Source organism: Nonomuraea sp. NPDC050404, assembly GCF_040655495.1.
Classification (GTDB): domain Bacteria; phylum Actinomycetota; class Actinomycetes; order Streptosporangiales; family Streptosporangiaceae; genus Nonomuraea.
This window is the reverse complement of sequence record NZ_JBFAKB010000001.1, coordinates 1,131,925-1,150,233: the sequence shown is the minus strand read 5'-3', so window position 1 is coordinate 1,150,233 and position 18,309 is coordinate 1,131,925. Positions and strand designations below refer to the sequence as shown.

Below are 18,309 nucleotides of genomic sequence, written 5' to 3'. Positions count from 1 at the left end.
ACGGCCAGCGTCACCATCATTAACTTTCCATGGGAATCCGGTAGAGCAACTCTGGCCGGCCCACCGCGCCGTACTGCGGGATGCGGTCCGCGACACCCAATTCGACCAGGTATTCCAGGTATCGGCGGGCCGTCACCCGGGACACTCCCATCGCGTCCGCCACAGCCTGCGCGCCCACCCCACGCGGGTGCCCGCGCAGGTGCGCGGCCACGGTGTCCAGGGTGTCGCGGGCCATGCCTTTGGGCAGCTCCGAGGGGGCCCGCAGGGTGCCGAGCACGCGGTCCACGTCGCCCTGCCCGACGGCCAGGCCGGACTCCTCCTTGAACCGGGCGTAACGCAGCAGCTTCTCCGCCAGTGTCGCGTACGTGAACGGCTTGAGCAGGTACTGCGAGATGCCCAGGTTGACCGCTGAACGCACCATGGCCAGATCGCGCGCGGAGGTGACGGCGATGACGTCGCACATGAGGCCGCCGGCCCGCACCGCCCTGCACACCTCCAGGCCGTGCATGTCGGGCAGGTAGAGGTCGAGCAGGATGAGGTCCACCGGCCGCTTCCGCAGGAAACGCAGCGCGTCGGCGCCGGACCTGACCACCCCGGCCACCTCGAAGAACGGCAGCCGCTCCACGTAGATGCGGTTGGCCTCGGCGGTGATCTCCTCGTCCTCCACGATGAGCACGGAGATCTTCTTGCTCTCGTTCACCTCGTGCGCTCCGGTAGCGGCAGCCTGACGGTGAACACCGAGCCCGCCACCTCGATCGTGCCGTCCAGCCGCCGCACCGCCTGCCCCACCAGCGCCAGGCCGAGCCCGTGCCCGTCGCCCTTGGTGGTCCAGCCCTTCTCGAAGGCGTCCGTATCGGTCAGCCCCGGCCCGTCGTCGGCCATCCTGATCAGCACGCCGTGCTCGTCCGCGCTCAGGTGCACCTCGATCCGTCCGGCCGCGTCGATGGCGTTGTCGATCAGGTTGCCCACGATCGTGACCAGCTCGCGGGCGTCCAGTCCCAGGTCTCCCAGCTCGCTGTCCTGGCTGATCACCAGCTCGGCGCCGCGCTCGGCCGCCTCGGCGCTCTTGCCCAGCAGCAGCGCGGCCAGCACCGGCTCGCGCACCGCGCCCACCACCCGGTCGGTCAGCTCCTGCGCGGCCCGCAGCTCCGCCGTGCCCAGGGCCACCGCCTGCTCGGTACGGCCCAGCTCCACCAGCGTGATGACCGTGTGCAGCCGGTTGGCGGCCTCGTGCGCGGCCGAGCGCAGCGAGTCGGCGAAGCCGCGCTCGGCGTCGAGCTGGCCGGTCAGCGCCTGCAGTTCGGTGTGGTCGCGTACGGTGACGACCGTGCCGAGCCTGCTCGCGGCGCTGTTGACGGCCAGCACCCGGTCGCCTGCCAGGTGGATGCGCTCCTCGTCGCCGGCCAGCATCCCGGTCAGGCCCAGATCGTGCACGTTCCTGCCCTCGGCGTCGGCGGGCAGGCCGAGCAGCAGCCGGGCCGCGTCGTTGCACAACGTCAGCGTGCCGTCCCTGCCGATCAGCAGCAGGCCCTCCCTGACCGTGTGCAGGACCGCGTCGTGGTGCTCGTGGATGCGGGCCAGCTCGACGGGCCCCAGGCCGTGCGTCTGGCGGCGCAGCCGGGCGGTGACCAGCGCGGTGCCGGCCGCGCCCAGGCCGAGCGCGAGCGCCACGATGAGGCCGCCCCAGGCGAGCTGGTCGCGCAGCCTGGCGCTGATCCGCTGGACCGTGATCCCGGCGCTGACCAGCGCCCGCACCCGGCCGCCCGCCATGACCGGCGTCACGGCCCGCTCCGAGGCGCCCAGCGTGCCGGTGTAGGTCTCGGTGAACGTCTCGCCGCGCAGTGCCCGCTCGGTGTGGCCGAGGAAGCGGCGGCCGATCTCGGCGGGGTTCGGGTGGGTGTAGCGGGTGCCGTCGGGGCGCATGATCGTGATGAAGTCGACGCCCGTCGCCGCGCGCACACGTTCCGCGTACGGCTGGAGCCGCTGGGTCGGGTTCTCCTCCTCCAGGGCCTCCAGCACGTCGGGTGAGGCCGCCACGCTGACCGCCACGGCCGTGGCCGTGGCGCGGGCCTCGTCGGTGAGCAGGTCGTGCGCCTGCACCAGGGCCAGCACCGCGCCGCCCGCCGCCGTGACGGCCACCACGAGCAACTGCAGGACCAGCATCTGCCCCGCCAGGCTCCAGCGCCGCATTCTCGCACCCTCCCGTTTACGCAACTTACGCAATGGTGACCTGCATCACTGGTGAGGCGCATAGTCGCACAACGAAAAGGTCCCTCCAAAAGCACGGAGAACCCCCCTATGCGCGATCGCACTCGCTATCTCTATCTGGCCGTCATCGCGGCGGTCCTGCTCGGCATCCTGGTCGGGTTCGTCTGGCCGGACGTGGGCCAGGCGCTCAAACCCCTCGGCACGGGCTTCGTCGCGCTGATCAAAATGGTGATCGGGCCGATCATCTTCTGCACGATCGTGCTGGGCATCGGCTCGGTACGCCAGGCCGCCCAGGTCGGCAAGGTGGGCGGGCTCGCCCTCGGATACTTCATCGTCATGTCCACGGTGGCGCTGGTCATCGGCCTGGTGGTGGGCAACGTCATCCATCCGGGTGAGGGACTGCAGCTCACCGACGCGGCCAGGGAGCAGGCCACGGCGGAGGCGGCCAAGGGCGTGGAGTCCGACACGGTCGACTTCCTGCTGGGCATCATCCCCGAGACCGTGGTGTCGTCGCTGACCGAGGGCTCAGTGCTGCAGGCGCTGTTCGTGGCGTTGCTGACCGGGTTCGCGCTGCAGGCCATGGGGGCCAAGGGGGCGCCGATCCTGCGCGGGGTCGAGCACCTGCAGCGGCTCGTGTTCCGCATCCTCGCCATGATCATGTGGGCGGCGCCGGTGGGCGCGTTCGGCGCGATCGCGGCCGTCGTGGGGGCGACCGGGATCGAGGCGCTCAAGAGCCTGGCCATCATCATGATCGCCTTCTACGTGACGTGCGTGTTGTTCGTCGGCGTGGTGCTCGGCGCGATCCTGTGGCTGGTCGCCCGGATCAACCTGTGGTCGCTGCTGCGCTACCTGGGCAGGGAGTTCCTGCTGATCCTGTCCACCTCGTCGTCGGAGACGGCGCTGCCGCGGCTCATCGCCAAGATGGAGCACCTGGGCGTGAGCAAGACCGTGGCCGGCATCACGGTCCCGACCGGCTACTCCTTCAACCTCGACGGCACCGCGATCTACCTGACCATGGCGACCCTGTTCATCGCCACGGCCACGGGGTCGCCGCTGGAGTTCGGGGAGCAGGTGGCGCTGCTGCTGTTCATGATGATCGCCTCCAAGGGCGCGGCGGGCGTCACCGGGGCCGGGCTCGCCACACTGGCGGGTGGCCTGCAGGCGCACCGGCCCGAACTGGTAGACGGCGTGGGCCTCATCGTGGGCATCGACCGGTTCATGTCCGAGGCCCGGGCCCTGACCAACTTCGCCGGCAACGCCGTGGCGACCGTGCTGGTCGGCACCTGGACCGGCGGCTTCGACCGTGAACGCGCCGACCAGGTGCTGGCCGGCCGGGCCCCCTTCGACGAGGCGACCCTTTTGGACGACGACGCGGACACCGGCGACGACGACCCCCGCGACGACCACGCCAAGCAGATGACCCCCGCCTAACCGCCCCCCACCGCACTCCGGCCCGGCCCTTCCGGGGGAGAACGGTGGCGGGCCACACCCACGCGCCCGCGCCGCCTGCCTGCGCCGCCTGGGCCGCGCTGCCTCCCTCCCCTTCACCCAAAGGACCCCCGCCGGAAGTACGGTGGGGTGGTGAAGGTGGGTGGGGTCAGGGTTTGCGGCCGATGCCTGCGTAAGCCATCCGGGCCAGGTCCTCATCCACGAACACCGGGTTGATGGGGTCGGAGAACGGCCAGACCTGGTGTGTGGGCAGGCCGGTGGCCAGGCCGGGCGGGATGAGGTCGAAGTCGCCGAAGAAGGCGCCGATCTCCGTGCCGGGACGCGGCGTGAAGTCCGCGTTGGCCTTGCGGTAGAACTCGGTGACCTGCGCCGTCCGCTCGGTGGCCACGTCGTTGGTCACGTGCGAGATGGCCAGGTAGCTGCCGGGCGCCAGCGCCTCGCGGTAGGCGGTCATGAACTCCTGCGGCCGATCCTGCTCACCGATGAGGTGCAGGACGAACATCATCAGCACCGCCACCGGCCGATCGAAGTCGAGCAGCCCCCGCACCTCAGGATCCCGCAGCACCTCCTCGGGCCGGCGCACGTCGCCGAGCACCATCGCCACCCGGTTGGGGTCGGCCAGCAGCGCCCTGCCGTGCGCGGCCACCACCGGGTCGCTGTCCACGTACACCACCCGCGCCTCGGGAACGTGACGCAGCGCCACCTCGTGCACGTTCTCCTGTGCGGGCAGGCCGGAGCCCAGGTCGAGGAACTGCGTGACGCCCTGCTCGCACAGGTACTGCACCACGCGGCCGATCAGCGCCCTGTTCTCCCTGGTCCCGTCGCGGACCTCGGGCATCACGCCCAGCACCATGTCACCGAGGTCGCGGTCGGCCTTGAAGTTGTCCTTGCCCCCGAGGAAGTAGTCGTACATCCGCGCCGCGTTCGGGATGTGGGGGTTCACGCCCTGAGGGGCCTGCTCCGTCATGCGCCCATGATCCACGACCGGCGTGTCGGAAATCTACCGAAACGGCGTTAAATGGCGGGTAGGCGGAGGACGAACCTGGCGCCTCCCTTGAAGTCGTCCACGCAGATCTGGCCCCGGTGCGCCATCGCCACGTCACGCGCGATGGCCAGGCCGAGCCCCGTGCCGCCCGCGTCCCGGCTACGGGCGGCGTCCAGGCGGGTGAAGCGCTCGAAGATGCGCTCCCGGTCCTCCGGGGCGATCTCCGCGCCGTCGTTCTCCACGGCCAGCACCGCCGTGTCCGGCTCCTCCGTTCCGACCGTGACCCGGACCGTGCGCTCGGCGTGCCGCTGGGCGTTGTCCAGCAGGTTGCCCAGAACCCTGGCGAGCTGCAGCCGTACCCCCTCGACCTCGACCCCCTTGGCCAGGTCAACCCGGACGGGCAGCTTGCCGCCGCGCACGGCCAGTTCCCCCCGCACCAGGTCGGCCAGGTCGATGCGCTCCTTGGCCACGTCCACCCGGGAGCCGATCCTGGCCAGCAGCAGCAGGTCGGTGATGATGGCCTCCAGCCGGTCGGTGTCGCGCAGCGCGCTGTCCACCAGCCGGCCCACGTCGGTGTCCTCCGGATAGAGCTGGGCGCTCTCCAGCTGGGCGCGCAGCCCGGCGATCGGGGTGCGCAGCTCGTGGGAGGCGTCGGAGGCGAACTGGCGCTGCTGCTCGGCCGAGCGTTCCAGGCGGGCCAGGGTGCCGTTGACGGACTCGGCGAGCTGTGCCACCTCGTCGTCGCCCGGCGGCCGGGTCACACGGTGGCTGAGATCCCCCGCGTGTACGGCGTCCAGCTCCGCCCGCATGGTCGCCACCGGCCGCAGCGCCCGCCCGGTGACCAGCCACGTGGCCCCCGCCGCCAGCCCGATGAGCAGCGCGACCTCCGCGAACACGACGAGCTCCAGAGTGCGCGTGGACAGGACGCCCGGCGTGCTGCGGCCGGCGTAGACGATGGGGGAGTCGGCGTAGATGTTCACCCGCACCGCCGACAGGTGCACGCACTCGGTCGGCAGGCAGTTCGTGGTGTTGACGACCCGGTCCTTGGCGCTGGGGCGCACGTCGCTGAGCGGCGGCAGGTTCCTGGCCGCGTCGCTCGTGGCCAGGAACCGCCCGTCCGCGCCGACCACCTGGATCAGGTCGATGGACGGGTTCGGCACCGGGATGGCGGCGCCCATGGGCAGCGCGCCGCCGCGCATCTCGAACGCGACCCGCTCGGCGGTGTCCCGCGTCTCACCGAACACCGTGGCGGCGATCACGGACCTGGTCACCACCACCGCCGCGACGCCCACGGGGATGAGCACGAGGGCGGCTACCGCCGTCGCGATGAGGGTGACGCGTCCGCGCAGGGATCTGGCCCACCAGGGTGCCACCCCCTGAGGTTACCGAGCGTGATCGCCATACTTTGCCGGGTGATGGGAAAGATTCTCCCAATCGTCAGCGCTGCAACCAGATGGTCGTGTCCGGCGGGATCGAGCCGTCACCGGGCAGCGGGCCGCTGGACAGCAGCACCTCGCCCGGCAGCTCCATGCGTACCGGCTCCTCGCCGGTGTTGACCACCACGACGAGCCCGGGGTCGCGCTCGATGGCCAGCACGTCCTTGGGGGAGTCGAGCCAGGTGAGCGTGCCGCCGCCGAGCGCGGGATGCCGCTTGCGCAGCTTGAGCGCGGCCCGGTAGAGGTTCAGCGTGGAGTCCGGGTCGTCCTGCTGGGCCTCGGCGGACAGCGCCGCCCACCCGGCCGGGATCGGCAACCACGGGTCGCGCCAGCCCAGGTCGCCGGTGGAGGTCCAGGGCAGCGGCACCCGGCAGCCGTCGCGGCTCTCGCCGCTGCGCCGGAACGCCGGGTCCTGGCGCAGCTCGTCGGGCAGGTCGAGCACCTCGGGCAGGCCGAGCTCCTCGCCGTTGTAGAGGTAGGCGGAGCCGGGCAGGGCCAGCATGAGCAGGGTGGCCGCGCGGGCGCGGGCCAGGCCGCCGTGCCGGGTGACGTGCCGGGGCTTGTCGTGGTTGGACAACACCCAGGTGGTGGGCGCGCCGACCAGGTCGGCCTCCCTCAGGGACTTCTCGATCACCGTACGGAACGACTTGGCGTGGAAGTCCGCCATCATGAACTCGAAGTTGAACGCCTGGTGCAACTCGTCCCTGCCCACGTAGCGGGCCAGCCGCTCGGGCGAGGAGACCCACGCCTCGGCCACCGCCATCCGCCCACCGGGGTAGGAGTCGAGGATCGGCCGCCACTCGCGGTAGATGTCGTGCACGCCGTCCTGGTCGAAGTAGGGCACCTGCTCATCGCCCAGCATCTCGGCCTGGGGCCCGTCCTTCTGCCCCACGTCGGGCAGCCCGTCGGCCTTGATCATGCCGTGCGCCACGTCGATGCGGAAGCCGTCCACGCCCCGGTCCAGCCAGAAGCGCAGAATGTCGCGGAACTCGGCGCGCACCTCCGGGTTGTCCCAGTTGAGGTCCGGCTGCTCGGGGGCGAACAGGTGCAGGTACCACTGCCCGTCCTCGACCTGCGTCCACGCCGGACCGCCGAAGATCGACTCCCAGTCGTTCGGCTTGTCGCGGAAGACGTAACGGTCGCGCAGGCCCTCCTTGAACCAGGCGTGCTGGTCGGAGGAGTGGTTCGGCACCAGGTCCACGATGACCCGGATGTCCTTGGCATGGGCGTCGGCGACCAGCGCGTCGAAGTCGGCGAGCGTGCCGAACATGGGGTCCACGTCCCGGTAGTCGGCCACGTCGTAGCCGCCGTCGGCCATCGGGGAGGTGTAGAAGGGGCTCAGCCAGATGGCGTCCACCCCCAGCTCGGCAAGGTAGTCCAGGCGCAGGCGCACGCCTTCCAGATCGCCCATGCCGTCGCCGTTCGCGTCGGCGAAGCTGCGCGGGTAAACCTGGTATACGACGGCGTCACGCCACCAGTCGTCATTGCCGAGCATGTCTGTCCTTCCCCCGGATGACCGAGATGTCGGGTGATCTCAGAAGCACGATGTCGCGATCACCCGAGAATGGTCAAGTGCAAGTTTCGGAAAGTTGCAGATGTCACCTGCAACGTTGATCCAGGGTACCCGGCAGGTCAGGGGCTTCACGGCGGATGAGGATCGCATAACGCTCTTGCGCAAGATCTTCCAATTCTTGCAAAGAGCCGCTAACGTCCCGGAAACGTTCAAGCTTTCTCCGGCAGTCGGCGGTGGCGCGTGCGGCGCCGCCGTTCCTCCGTGACCTCAGGAGGTCCCCCCATGCGCATGCGGGCTCTGGGTGCGGCAGCACTCGCGACCCTGGCGTTCGCCGCCACGGCGTGCGGTAGTTCCCCGTCGGCCTCTCCCGCGACGCCCAGCGCGGCGGCCTCCGGCCAGGCGTCCGCCGCGGCCGGCGGCTCGCTGGTGATCTGGGCCGACCCCATGCGGGTCGCGCCGCTCAAGCCCTTCGCCGACCGGTTCGGCACCGAGAACGGCGTGACCGTCGAGGTGAAGGAGATCAGCAAGGACAACCAGGTCACGTTCCTGACGGCCTCCCAGCAGGGCAGCGGCCCCGACATCATGATCGGCGCGCACGACTGGATCGGCAACCTGGTGCAGAACGGCGCCATCGACCCGGTCACGCTCACCGAGGAGCAGAAGGCGGCCTTCTCCGACAAGGCGATCCAGGCCGTGACGTTCAACGGCCAGATCTACGGAGCCCCGTACGCGGTGGAGAACATCGCCCTGATCCGCAACACCGACCTGGCCCCCGACGCCCCCGCGAGCATCGAGGAGATGCTGGAAGAGGGCAAGAAGCTGAAGAAGGACGGCAAGGTCGAGGAGGTGCTCTGCATCCCCGTCGGTCAGAAGGGCGACGCCTTCCACGTCTACCCGATCTTCGCCTCCGGCGGCGGCGCGCTGTTCGGCACCACCAGTGCCGGCGACCCCGACCCCAAGCAGGTGCTGCTCGGCTCCGCCGACTCGGTCAAGGCGTTCGAGAAGCTGAAGGACCTCGGCGAGAAGGGCGACGGCGCGCTGCGCACCTCGCTGACCAACGAGAACTACATCGTCAACTTCGCCGGCGGCAAGTGCGCCTACCTCGTCTCGGGCCCGTGGGCGGTCAGCGAGGTCAAGAAGGGCGGCATCAAGTACGACATCACCGCCGTCCCGTCGTTCAAGGACGGCAAGCCCGCCACCCCGTTCGTCGGCGTGCAGAGCTTCTTCGTGGCCTCCAAGGGCAAGAACAAGGCCCTGGCCCAGGAGTTCGTCGCCAACTACGTGACCAACAAGGACGTCGCCAAGGCCCTGTACGAGGCCGACCCGCGGCCCCCGGCGCTGACCGCCGCGCTGGAGGAGGTCCAGGCGGCCGACCCCGACGCGGCCAAGTTCATGACGGCCGGCAAGGACGGCCTGCCGATGCCCGCCATCCCCGAGATGGCCGCCATCTGGGAGCCGTTCGGCATCGCGGAGACGGCGGTGGTCAAGGGCGGCGACGCGGCCGAGGCCGCCGCGGCGGCGCAGAAGGCCATCGACGGCTCGCTCAAGAACTGACGACATGTCTCTGGACGTGCGCGAGGCCGTGGAGCGCGAGGCGGCTCCACGGCCCCGCCGGGAGATCACCACGGCGTTCGTGGTGAGCAGGATCGCGGTGCTCGCCGTGACCGCCGCGATCCTGCTCTACGCCGCGCCGCCGCTCGTCGCCGCCGGGGAGTGGGTCTGGCTGGGGCTGCTGGCCGCCGTGAGCGCGGCCATCGGCTACCTCTACCTGACCCGCCGCTTCATCCCGGCCAAGTATCTCATTCCCGGCACCGTCTTCCTGGTCGCCTTCCAGGTCTTCCCGGTGATCTACACGGTCACCACGGCGTTCACGAACTTCGGCGACGGGCACCGCGGCGACAAGGCCGCCGCCGTCACCGCCATCCAGACCGGCTCGGTCCGGCAGGCGCCGGGCTCGCCCGAGTACGCCATGACCGCCGCGCTGCGCGGCGAGGAACTGGTGTTCCTGCTGGTGGACCCGGCCACCAAACAGGTCTCGCTGGGCACCGGGGAAGGGCTGACCCGGCTGGACGGCGCCCAGGTCGGCGTCACCGGCAAGGTGCTGAGCGCCCCCGGCCTCAGCGTGCTCAAGGCCCCCGAGGCCGCCGCCCGCGGCCGGCAGATCTCGGCCATGAGCGTGCCCACCGCCGACGGGGTGATCAAGGCCAACGGGCTCAGCCGCGCCGTCGAGGGCAAGGCCGCGCTGGTGTACGACGCCGCGTGCGACTGCGTACGCGGCAACGGCGACACCTGGACGGCCGACGAGGACCGGGGCTACTTCGTCAACGCCGGGGGCGAGCACCTGGCGCAGGGCTGGCAGGTCAACGTCGGCCCGGACAACTTCCTGCGCGTCCTGACCGACCCCACCATCTCCGGATACTTCACCGGCGTCCTGGGCTGGAACCTCGTCTTCGCGCTGGCCTCCGTGCTCGGCTGCTTCGCGATCGGCATGTCGGTCGCCCTGGCGCTGCACCACCCGCGCATGCGCGGCACCCGGTTCTACCGGATCGTGCTGATCCTGCCGTACGCGATGCCCGCCTTCGCCATGCTGCTGGTCTGGCGGGACATGTTCAACCGCGACTTCGGCCTGATCAACCAGCTGCTCGGGGCCGAGATCGACTGGCTGGGCGAGACGATGACCGCCCGCTTCGGCGTCATCCTGGTCAACCTCTGGCTCGGCTTTCCGTACATGTTCCTCGTCACCACCGGCGCGCTGCAGGCCATCCCGCGCGAGCTGACCGAGGCCGCCGCCATCGACGGGGCCACGCCGTGGAAGGCGTTTCGCCGGGTGACGCTGCCGCTGCTGCTCGTCGCGCTCTCGCCGCTGCTGATCTCGTCGTTCGCGTTCAACTTCAACAACTACAACGCCATCGCGCTGACCACCGACGGCGGCCCGTTCCCGGCGCAGAGCCCGCAGGTGGGCTCCACCGACCTGCTCATCACCTACACCTTCAGGCTGGCCTTCGGCGGGGGCGGCGCGCAGTTCGGCTTCGCGGCGGCGATCTCGGTGTTCATCTTCGCCATCGTGGCCGTCATCTCGGCCGTGACGTTCCGCCGCACCCGCAAGCAGGAGGAGGTCTACGCGTGAAAATGGCACTCCGGCACGCGTTCGTGCTGGTCGTGTGCGCGTTCGCGGTGTTCCCGATCCTGTTCGTGGTCTCGGCCGCGTTCAACCCGATGGGCACGCTGTCCTCCACCACCCTGCTGCCCACGGGCGCGAGCCTCGGCAACTTCGCCGACCTGCTGACCTCCGACACCTACCCGTTCGCCCGGTGGTTCTTCAACTCGGTGTTCATCGCGCTGGTGTCGTCGTTCGCGAGCCTGCTGCTGTCGATGCTGGCCGCCTACGCCTTCAGCCGCATGCGCTTCGCCGGCCGCCGCGTCGGCATGATGGCGCTGCTGCTCATCCAGATGTTCCCGCAGTTCCTCGCCATCGTGACGATCTTCATGATCTTCACCGAGGTGACCGAGCTGTACCCGGCCTTCGGCTTCAACACCGTCTGGGGGCTGCTGCTGCTCTACCTCGGCGGCGCGCTCGGCGTGAACACCTGGCTGATGAAGGGCTTCCTGGACACCGTGCCCAAGGAGCTGGACGAGGCGGCCACCATGGACGGCGCCACCCACGCCCAGATCTTCTGGCGGGTCATCATGCCCCTGGTGACGCCGATCCTCGCGGTCACCGCGCTGCTGGCCTTCATCGGCATCATGAGCGAGTTCCTGATGGCCAACGTGTTCCTGCGCGACACCGGCAGCAAGACCCTGGCCGTCGGCATGTGGGGCATGATCGCCGGCGACCAGCGCAACGCGAACTTCGGCATGTTCGCCGCGGGAACGCTCATTACCGCGATTCCGACCGTGGGTGTGTTCCTCTGGTTGCAGAAGTACATCGTCTCCGGGCTCACCGCCGGAGCAGTCAAGGGATAGGTGCGGTGCTGAAATTCCTGGGGGAGCCGCATCACGACGGCTCGGCCCTGTACGTCTCCGACCAGCGGCCCGAGCTCGGCTCGCGGGTCACGCTCTGGTTGCGCGCGCCGCTGGCCGCCGGGGTGACGGCCGTGCACGTGCGTGCCGTGCACGACGGGGAGCCGCGCTTCTTCGAGGCGTCCGCCGATGAGTCCCGCCGGCACGCGGGCGGGTACGGCGCCACCGACGTCTGGTGGCGGGCCGAGGTCACCGCGGTCAACCCGGTCACCCCGTACCGCTTCCTGCTGCTCACCGGGACCGGCCAGAGGTGGCTGACCGCGGCGGGACCGGCCGCCCACGACCTCACCGACGCGAGCGACTTCCGCCTGGTCTGCCACACGCCGCCGCCGTCCTGGATGCAGGACGCGATCGTCTACCAGATCTTCCCCGACCGCTTCGACCGTTCCGGCCCCCGGCGCGAGACGCCCGACTGGGCGCTGCCGCGCGACTGGGACCGCGACCCGGTGATCCCCGACGGCCCCGGCGCCTCCAGCCAGTTCTACGGCGGCGACCTCGACGGCATCGCCGGGCGGCTGGACCACGTGCAGGGCCTCGGCGTGAACACCGTCTACCTCACGCCGATCTTCCCCGCCCGCTCCAACCACCGCTACAACGCCTCGACCTTCGAGCACGTGGACCCGCTGCTCGGCGGCGACGAGGCCCTGCACCGCCTGTCGGGCGCGCTGCGGGCGCGCGGCATGCGACTGCTCGGCGACATCACCACCAACCACTGCGGCGACACCCACGAGTGGTTCACCGCGGCCGTCTCCGACGTGCGCGCGCCGGAACGCGAGATGTTCTACTTCGACCCCGAGACCGGCGACTACGAGTCCTGGTGGGGCTACAAGACGCTGCCCAAGCTCAACTGGGGCAGCGAGCGGGTGCGCGCCGGCATGGCGGCCGTGATGAGGAAGTGGCTCGGCCCGCTCGACGGCTGGCGGGTGGACGTGGCCAACATGACCGGCAGGCGCGGCGCCGACGACCACGCCCACGAGGTCGCCGCCCTGCTGCGGGCCGAGGTCGGCCCCGAGGCCGCCTTCATCGCCGAGCACAACCACGACGCCTCGCACGACCTCGACCGCGACGGCTGGCACGGCACCATGAACTACGGCGGCTTCACCCGGCCCGTCTGGGCCTGGCTGCGCGGCCGGGACCCCGGCCTGGAGCACTTCATGGGCGTGCCGGGCGGCGTGCCCGAGCGCGATGGCCCGGCCACGCTGGCCACGTTCAGGTCGTTCGCCTCGCAAATGTCGTGGCGCTCGCTCGTGCACTCCTGGCAGCTGCTCGACTCCCACGACTCGCCCCGCATCCGTACGGTGACCGGCTCCCGCGAACGCCACCTGCTCGCCCTCGGCCTGCAGGCCACGCTGCCGGGCACGCCGATGGTCTTCGCCGGCAGCGAGTTCGGCCTGACCGGCGTGAACGGCGAGCACTCCCGCACCCCGATGCCCTGGAACCGGCCGCACGACCAGGACCTGCCGACCCTGGCCGGCTACCGCGAACTGCTGGGGCTGCGCCGGGCCGAGCCCGCCCTGCGGCACGGCGGGCTGCGCTGGCTGCACGCCGACGCCGACTGCCTGGTGTTCGCGCGCGAGACGTACGGGGAGTCGATCCTGGTCTGTGTGCGCCGCGCGTCCGGCGAGCCGCTGGCCATCGGCGCGCACGCGACGGGCATCTACAACGCCCCTGATGGAGACCAGGTTCCCGGTGAAGGACCTTCGTTTCGTATGTGGCGCCTGACACACTGATCACGCTACGGTGGCCTCTGCTGTCACTCCCGCCCCAACTAGATAGTGGTGTGCTCGTATGAGGTTGCTGTCCGTAGCCGTTATGGCCTCGCTCCTGCCTGCCGCCGCACCGTCCTCGGCCACCGCTCAGACAGGGGCGCGGGCGGGCACCACCTACTACGTGGACTCCCGCGCCGGTGACGACGCCGCCGACGGCACCACCGCCGCCACGGCGTGGAAGTCGCTGGACAAGGCCGTCGCCGCCGAGCTCAAGCCGGGCGACACCGTCGCCGTCAAGCGCGGCAGCGCCTTCACCGGGCCGGTCAAGCTGGAGGCCAGCGGCACCGCGGCCAAGCCCATCACCGTCAAGACGTACGGCAGCGGCGCGCTCCCCAAGATCAGCGGCACCCGGGAAGACTGCGTGGTCGTCAAGGGCAACCACTGGAGCATCAGCGGCCTGCACGCCCACAACTGCCGCTGGGCCGGCTTCGAGGTCGACGGCGACAACAACGAGTTGCGCGGGGTGAAGGCCGAGCGCAACGTCACCGGCGTCTACATCACGCCGTCCGGCTCGCGCAACACCCTGCGCGACAGCGTCCTGACCGACAACAACCGGATGAGCGTCAACGACTCCGGCGGCGACAACGACTCCGGCGCCTTCGGCGTGCTGCTCAACGGCGACGACAACGTGATCACCGGCAACACCATCACCGGCAGCTTCGCCCAGAGTGAGGACTACGGCACCGACGGGGCCGCCGTCGAGATCTTCAACGGCGACCGCAACAAGATCACGCACAACATCGCCAGGAACAACGAGACGTTCAGCGAACTCGGCGCGCAGAAGGGCAAGACCGCCACCGGCACCCTGTTCGCCCACAACGTCGTCACCTCCTCCCGCAGCCGCGCCTCCTTCCTGGTCACCCGCGGCGCGCGGCACGCCGTCGGCCCCGTCCTGGGCACGGTCGCGGTGCACAACTCGGTCTACCTGCCGGCCAAGTCGACCATCGGCTGGTCCTGCCACGACGGCTGCTCCCCGTCGATACTGAAGCTGCGCAACAACGTGATCGCGGTCGGCGGCGAGTCCGGCTACGAGGACGGGGCCGGCGCCGACGAGGCGGGCGGCGTCTACCAGGGCAGCAAGTCCCGGTTCAAGCTGGGGCCGAAGTCGGTCCTGGCCGACCCCAAGTTCGTCTCCCGCACCGACCTGCGGCTGCGTCCCGGCTCCCCGGCGCTGAAGCGGGGCCTGGCCCTGACGCACAAGTGGTTCGGCGGCAAGGCGTTCGCCAAGGACATCAAGGGCAAGGCCCTGCCCGCCATGCCCGACGCGGGCGCCTACCAGCACTAGAAGGTCACCTAAGAGAGGCGGAAATGGCGAGCCCCATTTCCGCCTCTTCGCTTGCGCGCTGAGCAAGAATCATTGACATGAACCCCAAATCCTCCGGGGGATGGCGATGGTACGGAAATTGCTCATCGCGGGTATTGTGACGATTCTTGTCTGCGTGCTGGGCATTGGCGGGGTGCTCATTTACGAGCGCTACCGGCTGACCTGGCCGAGCGGCGACGGACACGAGGAACTGCTCGGGCTGAGCGACGGCGGGACGTTCTTCAACGACCCCGCCACCACGCGCGGCGAACCGGCGCGGACCATGGAGCGGATCAACCGCATCCAGCTCAAGATCCAGGAAGAGAACGAGCGCGTCGCCGACGCGGGCGGACCCTATGTCAAGGCCGTATTGCTGATGCCGCTCACCGTCGCGAGGGACGCGGCCTCGGCCATCACCCTGAGCCAGATCGAGCACGCCCTGCAGGGCACGTACACGGCGCTGATCAGGGCCAACCAAGAGACCGTCTTCGGCGACCACGGGAAAGTGCGGTTGCAACTGCTGCTGGCCAACCAGGGCAGCAGGCAGGACGCCGACCGGATCGTGGACAAGGTGCTCGAGGTCTCGGAAGAGGAGCACCCCCTGGTCGGCGTGCTCGGGCTCGGCTCCAGCGTGCCCAACACCGAGAAGGTGGTCAGGCGGCTCGGGACCGCGGGCATCCCCATGGTCAGCGCGATCACCTCCGCCGACAGCCTGACCGCTCTGCCGCTTTTCTGGAGCGTCTCGCCCAGCAACATTCAGTACGCGCGGGCCCTGCGGCATTATCTGGACCACCGTAAGACGCTGAAATCGGCGATCGTGGTGCACGACGACAATCACGACCCGTACACCAATTCGCTTTTCGCTGCCTACAACAAAGAACTGCGGGGTTATCTGAAACAACCTCCCGTGTCCTATGTCGGCGCGACCATCGACAGGAAGGCGGCGCCGAATCTCTTCGGCACGGTGGTCATGAACATCTGCATCGCCGTCACCCTGAAGAAGAACCCCCTCGACACCGTCCTCTACGCGGGCCGCGGCGCCGACTTCGCCGACTTCGCCAAGGCGCTGAAGGACCGGCAGTGCAAGGCCACCCCGCTCACCGTGCTGGCCGCGGCGACCGGGTTCGCCTCCACCGACGTGTACGTCCCCACGCTGAAGGAGGGCAACGTGAGCGTCGTCTACGCCACCTCCGCCGACTCCGAGGGCTGGCAGAGCGGGGTCACCGGGCAGCCGGCCGGCTTCCAGGACTTCCTCAAGGCATATCGGCATCACGGTTTCGGGCTGCCCGACCTGAGGGACGGGATGGCCATCGCGCACCACGACGAGCTGGCCGTGCTGGCCATGGTCGCCAGGATGGGGCCCGCGGTGCCCAGGGCGGCCGACATCCCGCCCCAGTTCGGCAACCTCCAGCTCGCCCACGTCGTGCGCGGCGCCTCCGGCGAGCTCAGCTTCCCCACGGAGGAGGGCGGCAGGGCGGTGGGCCGGATGATCCCCGTCAAACAACTCAACTCGCCGGTGCTGGAGCACATGCCGGCGGGCTTCGAGCCGTACCGGGTCGTGTCAGCCGTGACCCGATGAGCACACCAGCCACCGCGCCGGATCCCGAGCACCGGCGCGACCTGGAGAGCATCTTCGGGCAGGCGCGCGAGGCGGCGGTCGAGGCCATACTCGAGGAAGCGGGGCTGCAGAACGCGCGAACCTCGGCCGACGAGCTGAACGCCGTGCTGGAGCGCGAGAAGGAGTCGCTCATGAGCGGCCTCGGCGAGGGATACCGCGCCGACTACGAGAAAGTGGTCGCCCGGTTGCCCGCCGATGGCCCGAGGGCCAGTGTGGGCCGCGTCCTGCTGCTGGCCGCCTGCGCGGGGGTGACGGCCGCCGCCTGCCTGCTCTTCGGGTGGGCCACCGCGAGCCGGGCGGGCCCGGCTTCGGCGGGATCGATGTTGCCCGGCGCGGGCCTGGCGCTGCTCGTGGTGCTCGCGGCCGGGGCACTGGTGTTCGGGGCGGCCTGGCTGCTGTCGCCGTACGACGCCGAGCGCGGCAACCCGCCGGACGCGGCCCTCCTGGCCTCGGCCGCGCTCGTGGCGGTGGTCTCGACGGGCGGTCTGACGTTCCTGCTCTACCAGGCATTCGGTGGCTGGGCCGTGCCGGCGCTGCTGGCGGCGGGAGGGGTGTGGACGGGCGCGTTCGCGGCCCCCGTACGGGCCTGGTGGCTGTCCCTGGCGCACCCGAGCGCCGCCGTCAGGGACGGGGAGCGCCTGCGGCAGTTGCGTCACCTGTGGCGTGAGCAACTGGCCGAGAGCATGCGGCGGCTCCTGCGCCGGCACGTCCAGGCGGCCGCCGAGCGCTCGGTCTCGGGCCGGCTGGAGGTCCCGCGCACGCCGGACCTCGCGCGTACCCGCGACGAGAACCACGTCAGCACACCCGCGGGCAAGCGGCTGGAGGTGGTGGCCGGTGGCATGGACGACGGCAGCATCGCGTTGTCGGGACCGCGCGGCGTGGGCAAGACCGAGCTGCTGACCACGTACTGCCGCCACGAGGACCGGCTCAGCGTCGTGGTGGACGCCCCGGTCCTGTACGAGCGGCGCGACTTCGCGTTGCACCTGTTCGGCGAGGTGTGCAAGCTGGTGCTGAGCGAGGGCCCCCGGCCACTGCGCCGGTCGGCGTCCCAGCACCTGCAGCAGATCAGATACCTGCAGACGCACGGCGGCGAGGCCGGGATCGGCGTGCCGGGCGTCAATCTGTCGCTCAAACGGAGCCTGAGCCGGACGCGGCAGCCGCTCAGCTACCCGGAGATCGTGTACGGGCTGAGGGAGTTCCTGCGCCAGATCGGCAATGCGCTGGACGACGGGCGGCGGCTGGTGATCGGCATCGATGAGCTCGACCGGATCCAGCCCGCCACCGCGGCCCAGGACTTCCTCAACGAGCTCAAGGTCATCTTCGACGTGCCCGGCTGCCTGTTCCTGCTGTCGGTCTCCGATGAGGCGCTGCGCGCGGCCGAGCTGGCGCCGGTGGGCGGGCGCGACGTCTTCGACAGCGCCATCGACGAGGTGATCAGGGTCGAGCCGCTGGGGCAGGAGGACGCCGCCCGGCTGCTCGACTTCCGCGTCATCGGGCTGCCGGTGGCCTTCACCGCCCTGTTCAACGCGCTGGCCGGGGGCATCCCCCGCGACCTGTTACGCATCGCGAGAGCGGCGATCCTCTTCCACGACCCGCCGTCCGAGGGCGAGGAGGCGCTCGCGGAGGAACTGCCCGACACGGCACGCCGGCTGGTGGCGCGCGAGTTGCACCGCCTGGCCGGCGGCGGCGACGACCGGATCCCGCCGCAGGAGGCCGGCCTCGCCGAGGTGGAGCCCGACCTGCGCCCCGGCATGTTGTGCGAGCTGGCGGAGCGCGTCACCGACCTGACCGTCGCCAACCGGCTGTACTTCCTCGACACGGTCATCGGCGTCTTCACGGCCGGGCTGACCCCCGAGCGCATCAGGACGGCCGAGCGCGAGCGCTCCTTCACCCTGCTGGCCAGGACGGGCAGCCGGATCGGCACCGCCGACCGCCAGGCCAGAGCCCTGCTGGGCGGGATCAGGGAGCACTGGGGCCTGCGGCCGATCCCGCCGGCGCCCGACTGACG

At 70.4% G+C, this 18,309-nt stretch carries 13 protein-coding genes; 8 read left to right on the top strand and 5 right to left on the bottom strand.

The genetic code is table 11. The features are described 5' to 3' along the window. Positions 1 to 19: 19 nt before the first annotated feature. Both AB0I81_RS05035 and AB0I81_RS05030 read right to left on the bottom strand, forming a co-directional pair. Positions 20 to 700: a response regulator gene (locus AB0I81_RS05035; RefSeq protein ID WP_360650033.1), complete on the bottom strand. Its 681-nt coding sequence runs from the start codon at positions 698 to 700 to the stop codon at positions 20 to 22. Next, a complete protein-coding gene (locus AB0I81_RS05030; RefSeq protein ID WP_360650030.1) occupies positions 697 to 2,190 on the bottom strand; it encodes an ATP-binding protein in 1,494 nt (497 codons plus the stop codon). The genes AB0I81_RS05035 and AB0I81_RS05030 overlap by 4 nt, the downstream gene beginning before the upstream one ends. A gap of 108 nt (positions 2,191 to 2,298) precedes the next feature. Here AB0I81_RS05030 and AB0I81_RS05025 point away from each other — a divergent pair, with 108 nt between their 5' ends. Then, positions 2,299 to 3,639, top strand: coding sequence for a cation:dicarboxylase symporter family transporter (locus AB0I81_RS05025; protein WP_360650027.1), 1,341 nt, complete (start codon positions 2,299 to 2,301; stop codon positions 3,637 to 3,639). A gap of 166 nt (positions 3,640 to 3,805) precedes the next feature. Here the strand turns inward: AB0I81_RS05025 and AB0I81_RS05020 are convergent, their stop codons facing one another. The 3 genes from AB0I81_RS05020 to AB0I81_RS05010 all read right to left on the bottom strand — a co-directional run bounded on the left by AB0I81_RS05020 (position 3,806) and on the right by AB0I81_RS05010 (position 7,573). Continuing rightward, positions 3,806 to 4,624, bottom strand: coding sequence for an SAM-dependent methyltransferase (locus AB0I81_RS05020; protein ID WP_360650024.1), 819 nt, complete (start codon positions 4,622 to 4,624; stop codon positions 3,806 to 3,808). 47 nt (positions 4,625 to 4,671) lie between these two features. Continuing rightward, entirely contained in the window at positions 4,672 to 6,015 is a 1,344-nt protein-coding gene (locus AB0I81_RS05015; RefSeq protein WP_360650021.1) for a HAMP domain-containing sensor histidine kinase, read from the bottom strand. 64 nt (positions 6,016 to 6,079) lie between these two features. Then, entirely contained in the window at positions 6,080 to 7,573 is a 1,494-nt protein-coding gene (locus AB0I81_RS05010; protein ID WP_360650019.1) for a glycoside hydrolase family 13 protein, read from the bottom strand. 300 nt (positions 7,574 to 7,873) lie between these two features. On the opposite strand from AB0I81_RS05010, the gene AB0I81_RS05005 reads away from it, so the two are divergent. The 7 genes from AB0I81_RS05005 to AB0I81_RS04975 all read left to right on the top strand — a co-directional run bounded on the left by AB0I81_RS05005 (position 7,874) and on the right by AB0I81_RS04975 (position 18,307). After that, the gene (locus tag AB0I81_RS05005; RefSeq protein ID WP_360650016.1) at positions 7,874 to 9,145 is read left to right on the top strand and encodes a maltose ABC transporter substrate-binding protein; all 1,272 of its coding nucleotides are present in this window, start codon (positions 7,874 to 7,876) and stop codon (positions 9,143 to 9,145) included. Between the two features lie 4 nt (positions 9,146 to 9,149). Then, a complete protein-coding gene (locus tag AB0I81_RS05000; protein ID WP_360650013.1) occupies positions 9,150 to 10,718 on the top strand; it encodes an ABC transporter permease subunit in 1,569 nt (522 codons plus the stop codon). A 2-nt stretch (positions 10,719 to 10,720) separates the two neighbouring features. After that, on the top strand, positions 10,721 to 11,554 hold the full coding sequence (locus tag AB0I81_RS04995) for an ABC transporter permease subunit (protein WP_360650221.1): 834 nt from the start codon (positions 10,721 to 10,723) through the stop codon (positions 11,552 to 11,554). Positions 11,555 to 11,559: 5 nt separating this feature from the next. Continuing rightward, a complete protein-coding gene (locus AB0I81_RS04990; protein ID WP_360650010.1) occupies positions 11,560 to 13,341 on the top strand; it encodes a glycoside hydrolase family 13 protein in 1,782 nt (593 codons plus the stop codon). A 58-nt stretch (positions 13,342 to 13,399) separates the two neighbouring features. Then, positions 13,400 to 14,665 (top strand): right-handed parallel beta-helix repeat-containing protein, encoded by a 1,266-nt coding sequence (locus AB0I81_RS04985; protein ID WP_360650007.1) that lies wholly within the window; start codon positions 13,400 to 13,402, stop codon positions 14,663 to 14,665. 136 nt (positions 14,666 to 14,801) lie between these two features. Continuing rightward, positions 14,802 to 16,262, top strand: a complete 1,461-nt coding sequence (locus AB0I81_RS04980; protein WP_360650004.1) for a hypothetical protein — start codon at positions 14,802 to 14,804, stop codon at positions 16,260 to 16,262. Further along, the gene (locus AB0I81_RS04975) at positions 16,259 to 18,307 is read left to right on the top strand and encodes a P-loop NTPase fold protein (protein WP_360650001.1); all 2,049 of its coding nucleotides are present in this window, start codon (positions 16,259 to 16,261) and stop codon (positions 18,305 to 18,307) included. The genes AB0I81_RS04980 and AB0I81_RS04975 overlap by 4 nt, the downstream gene beginning before the upstream one ends. The last annotated feature ends 2 nt before the right edge of the window (positions 18,308 to 18,309 follow it).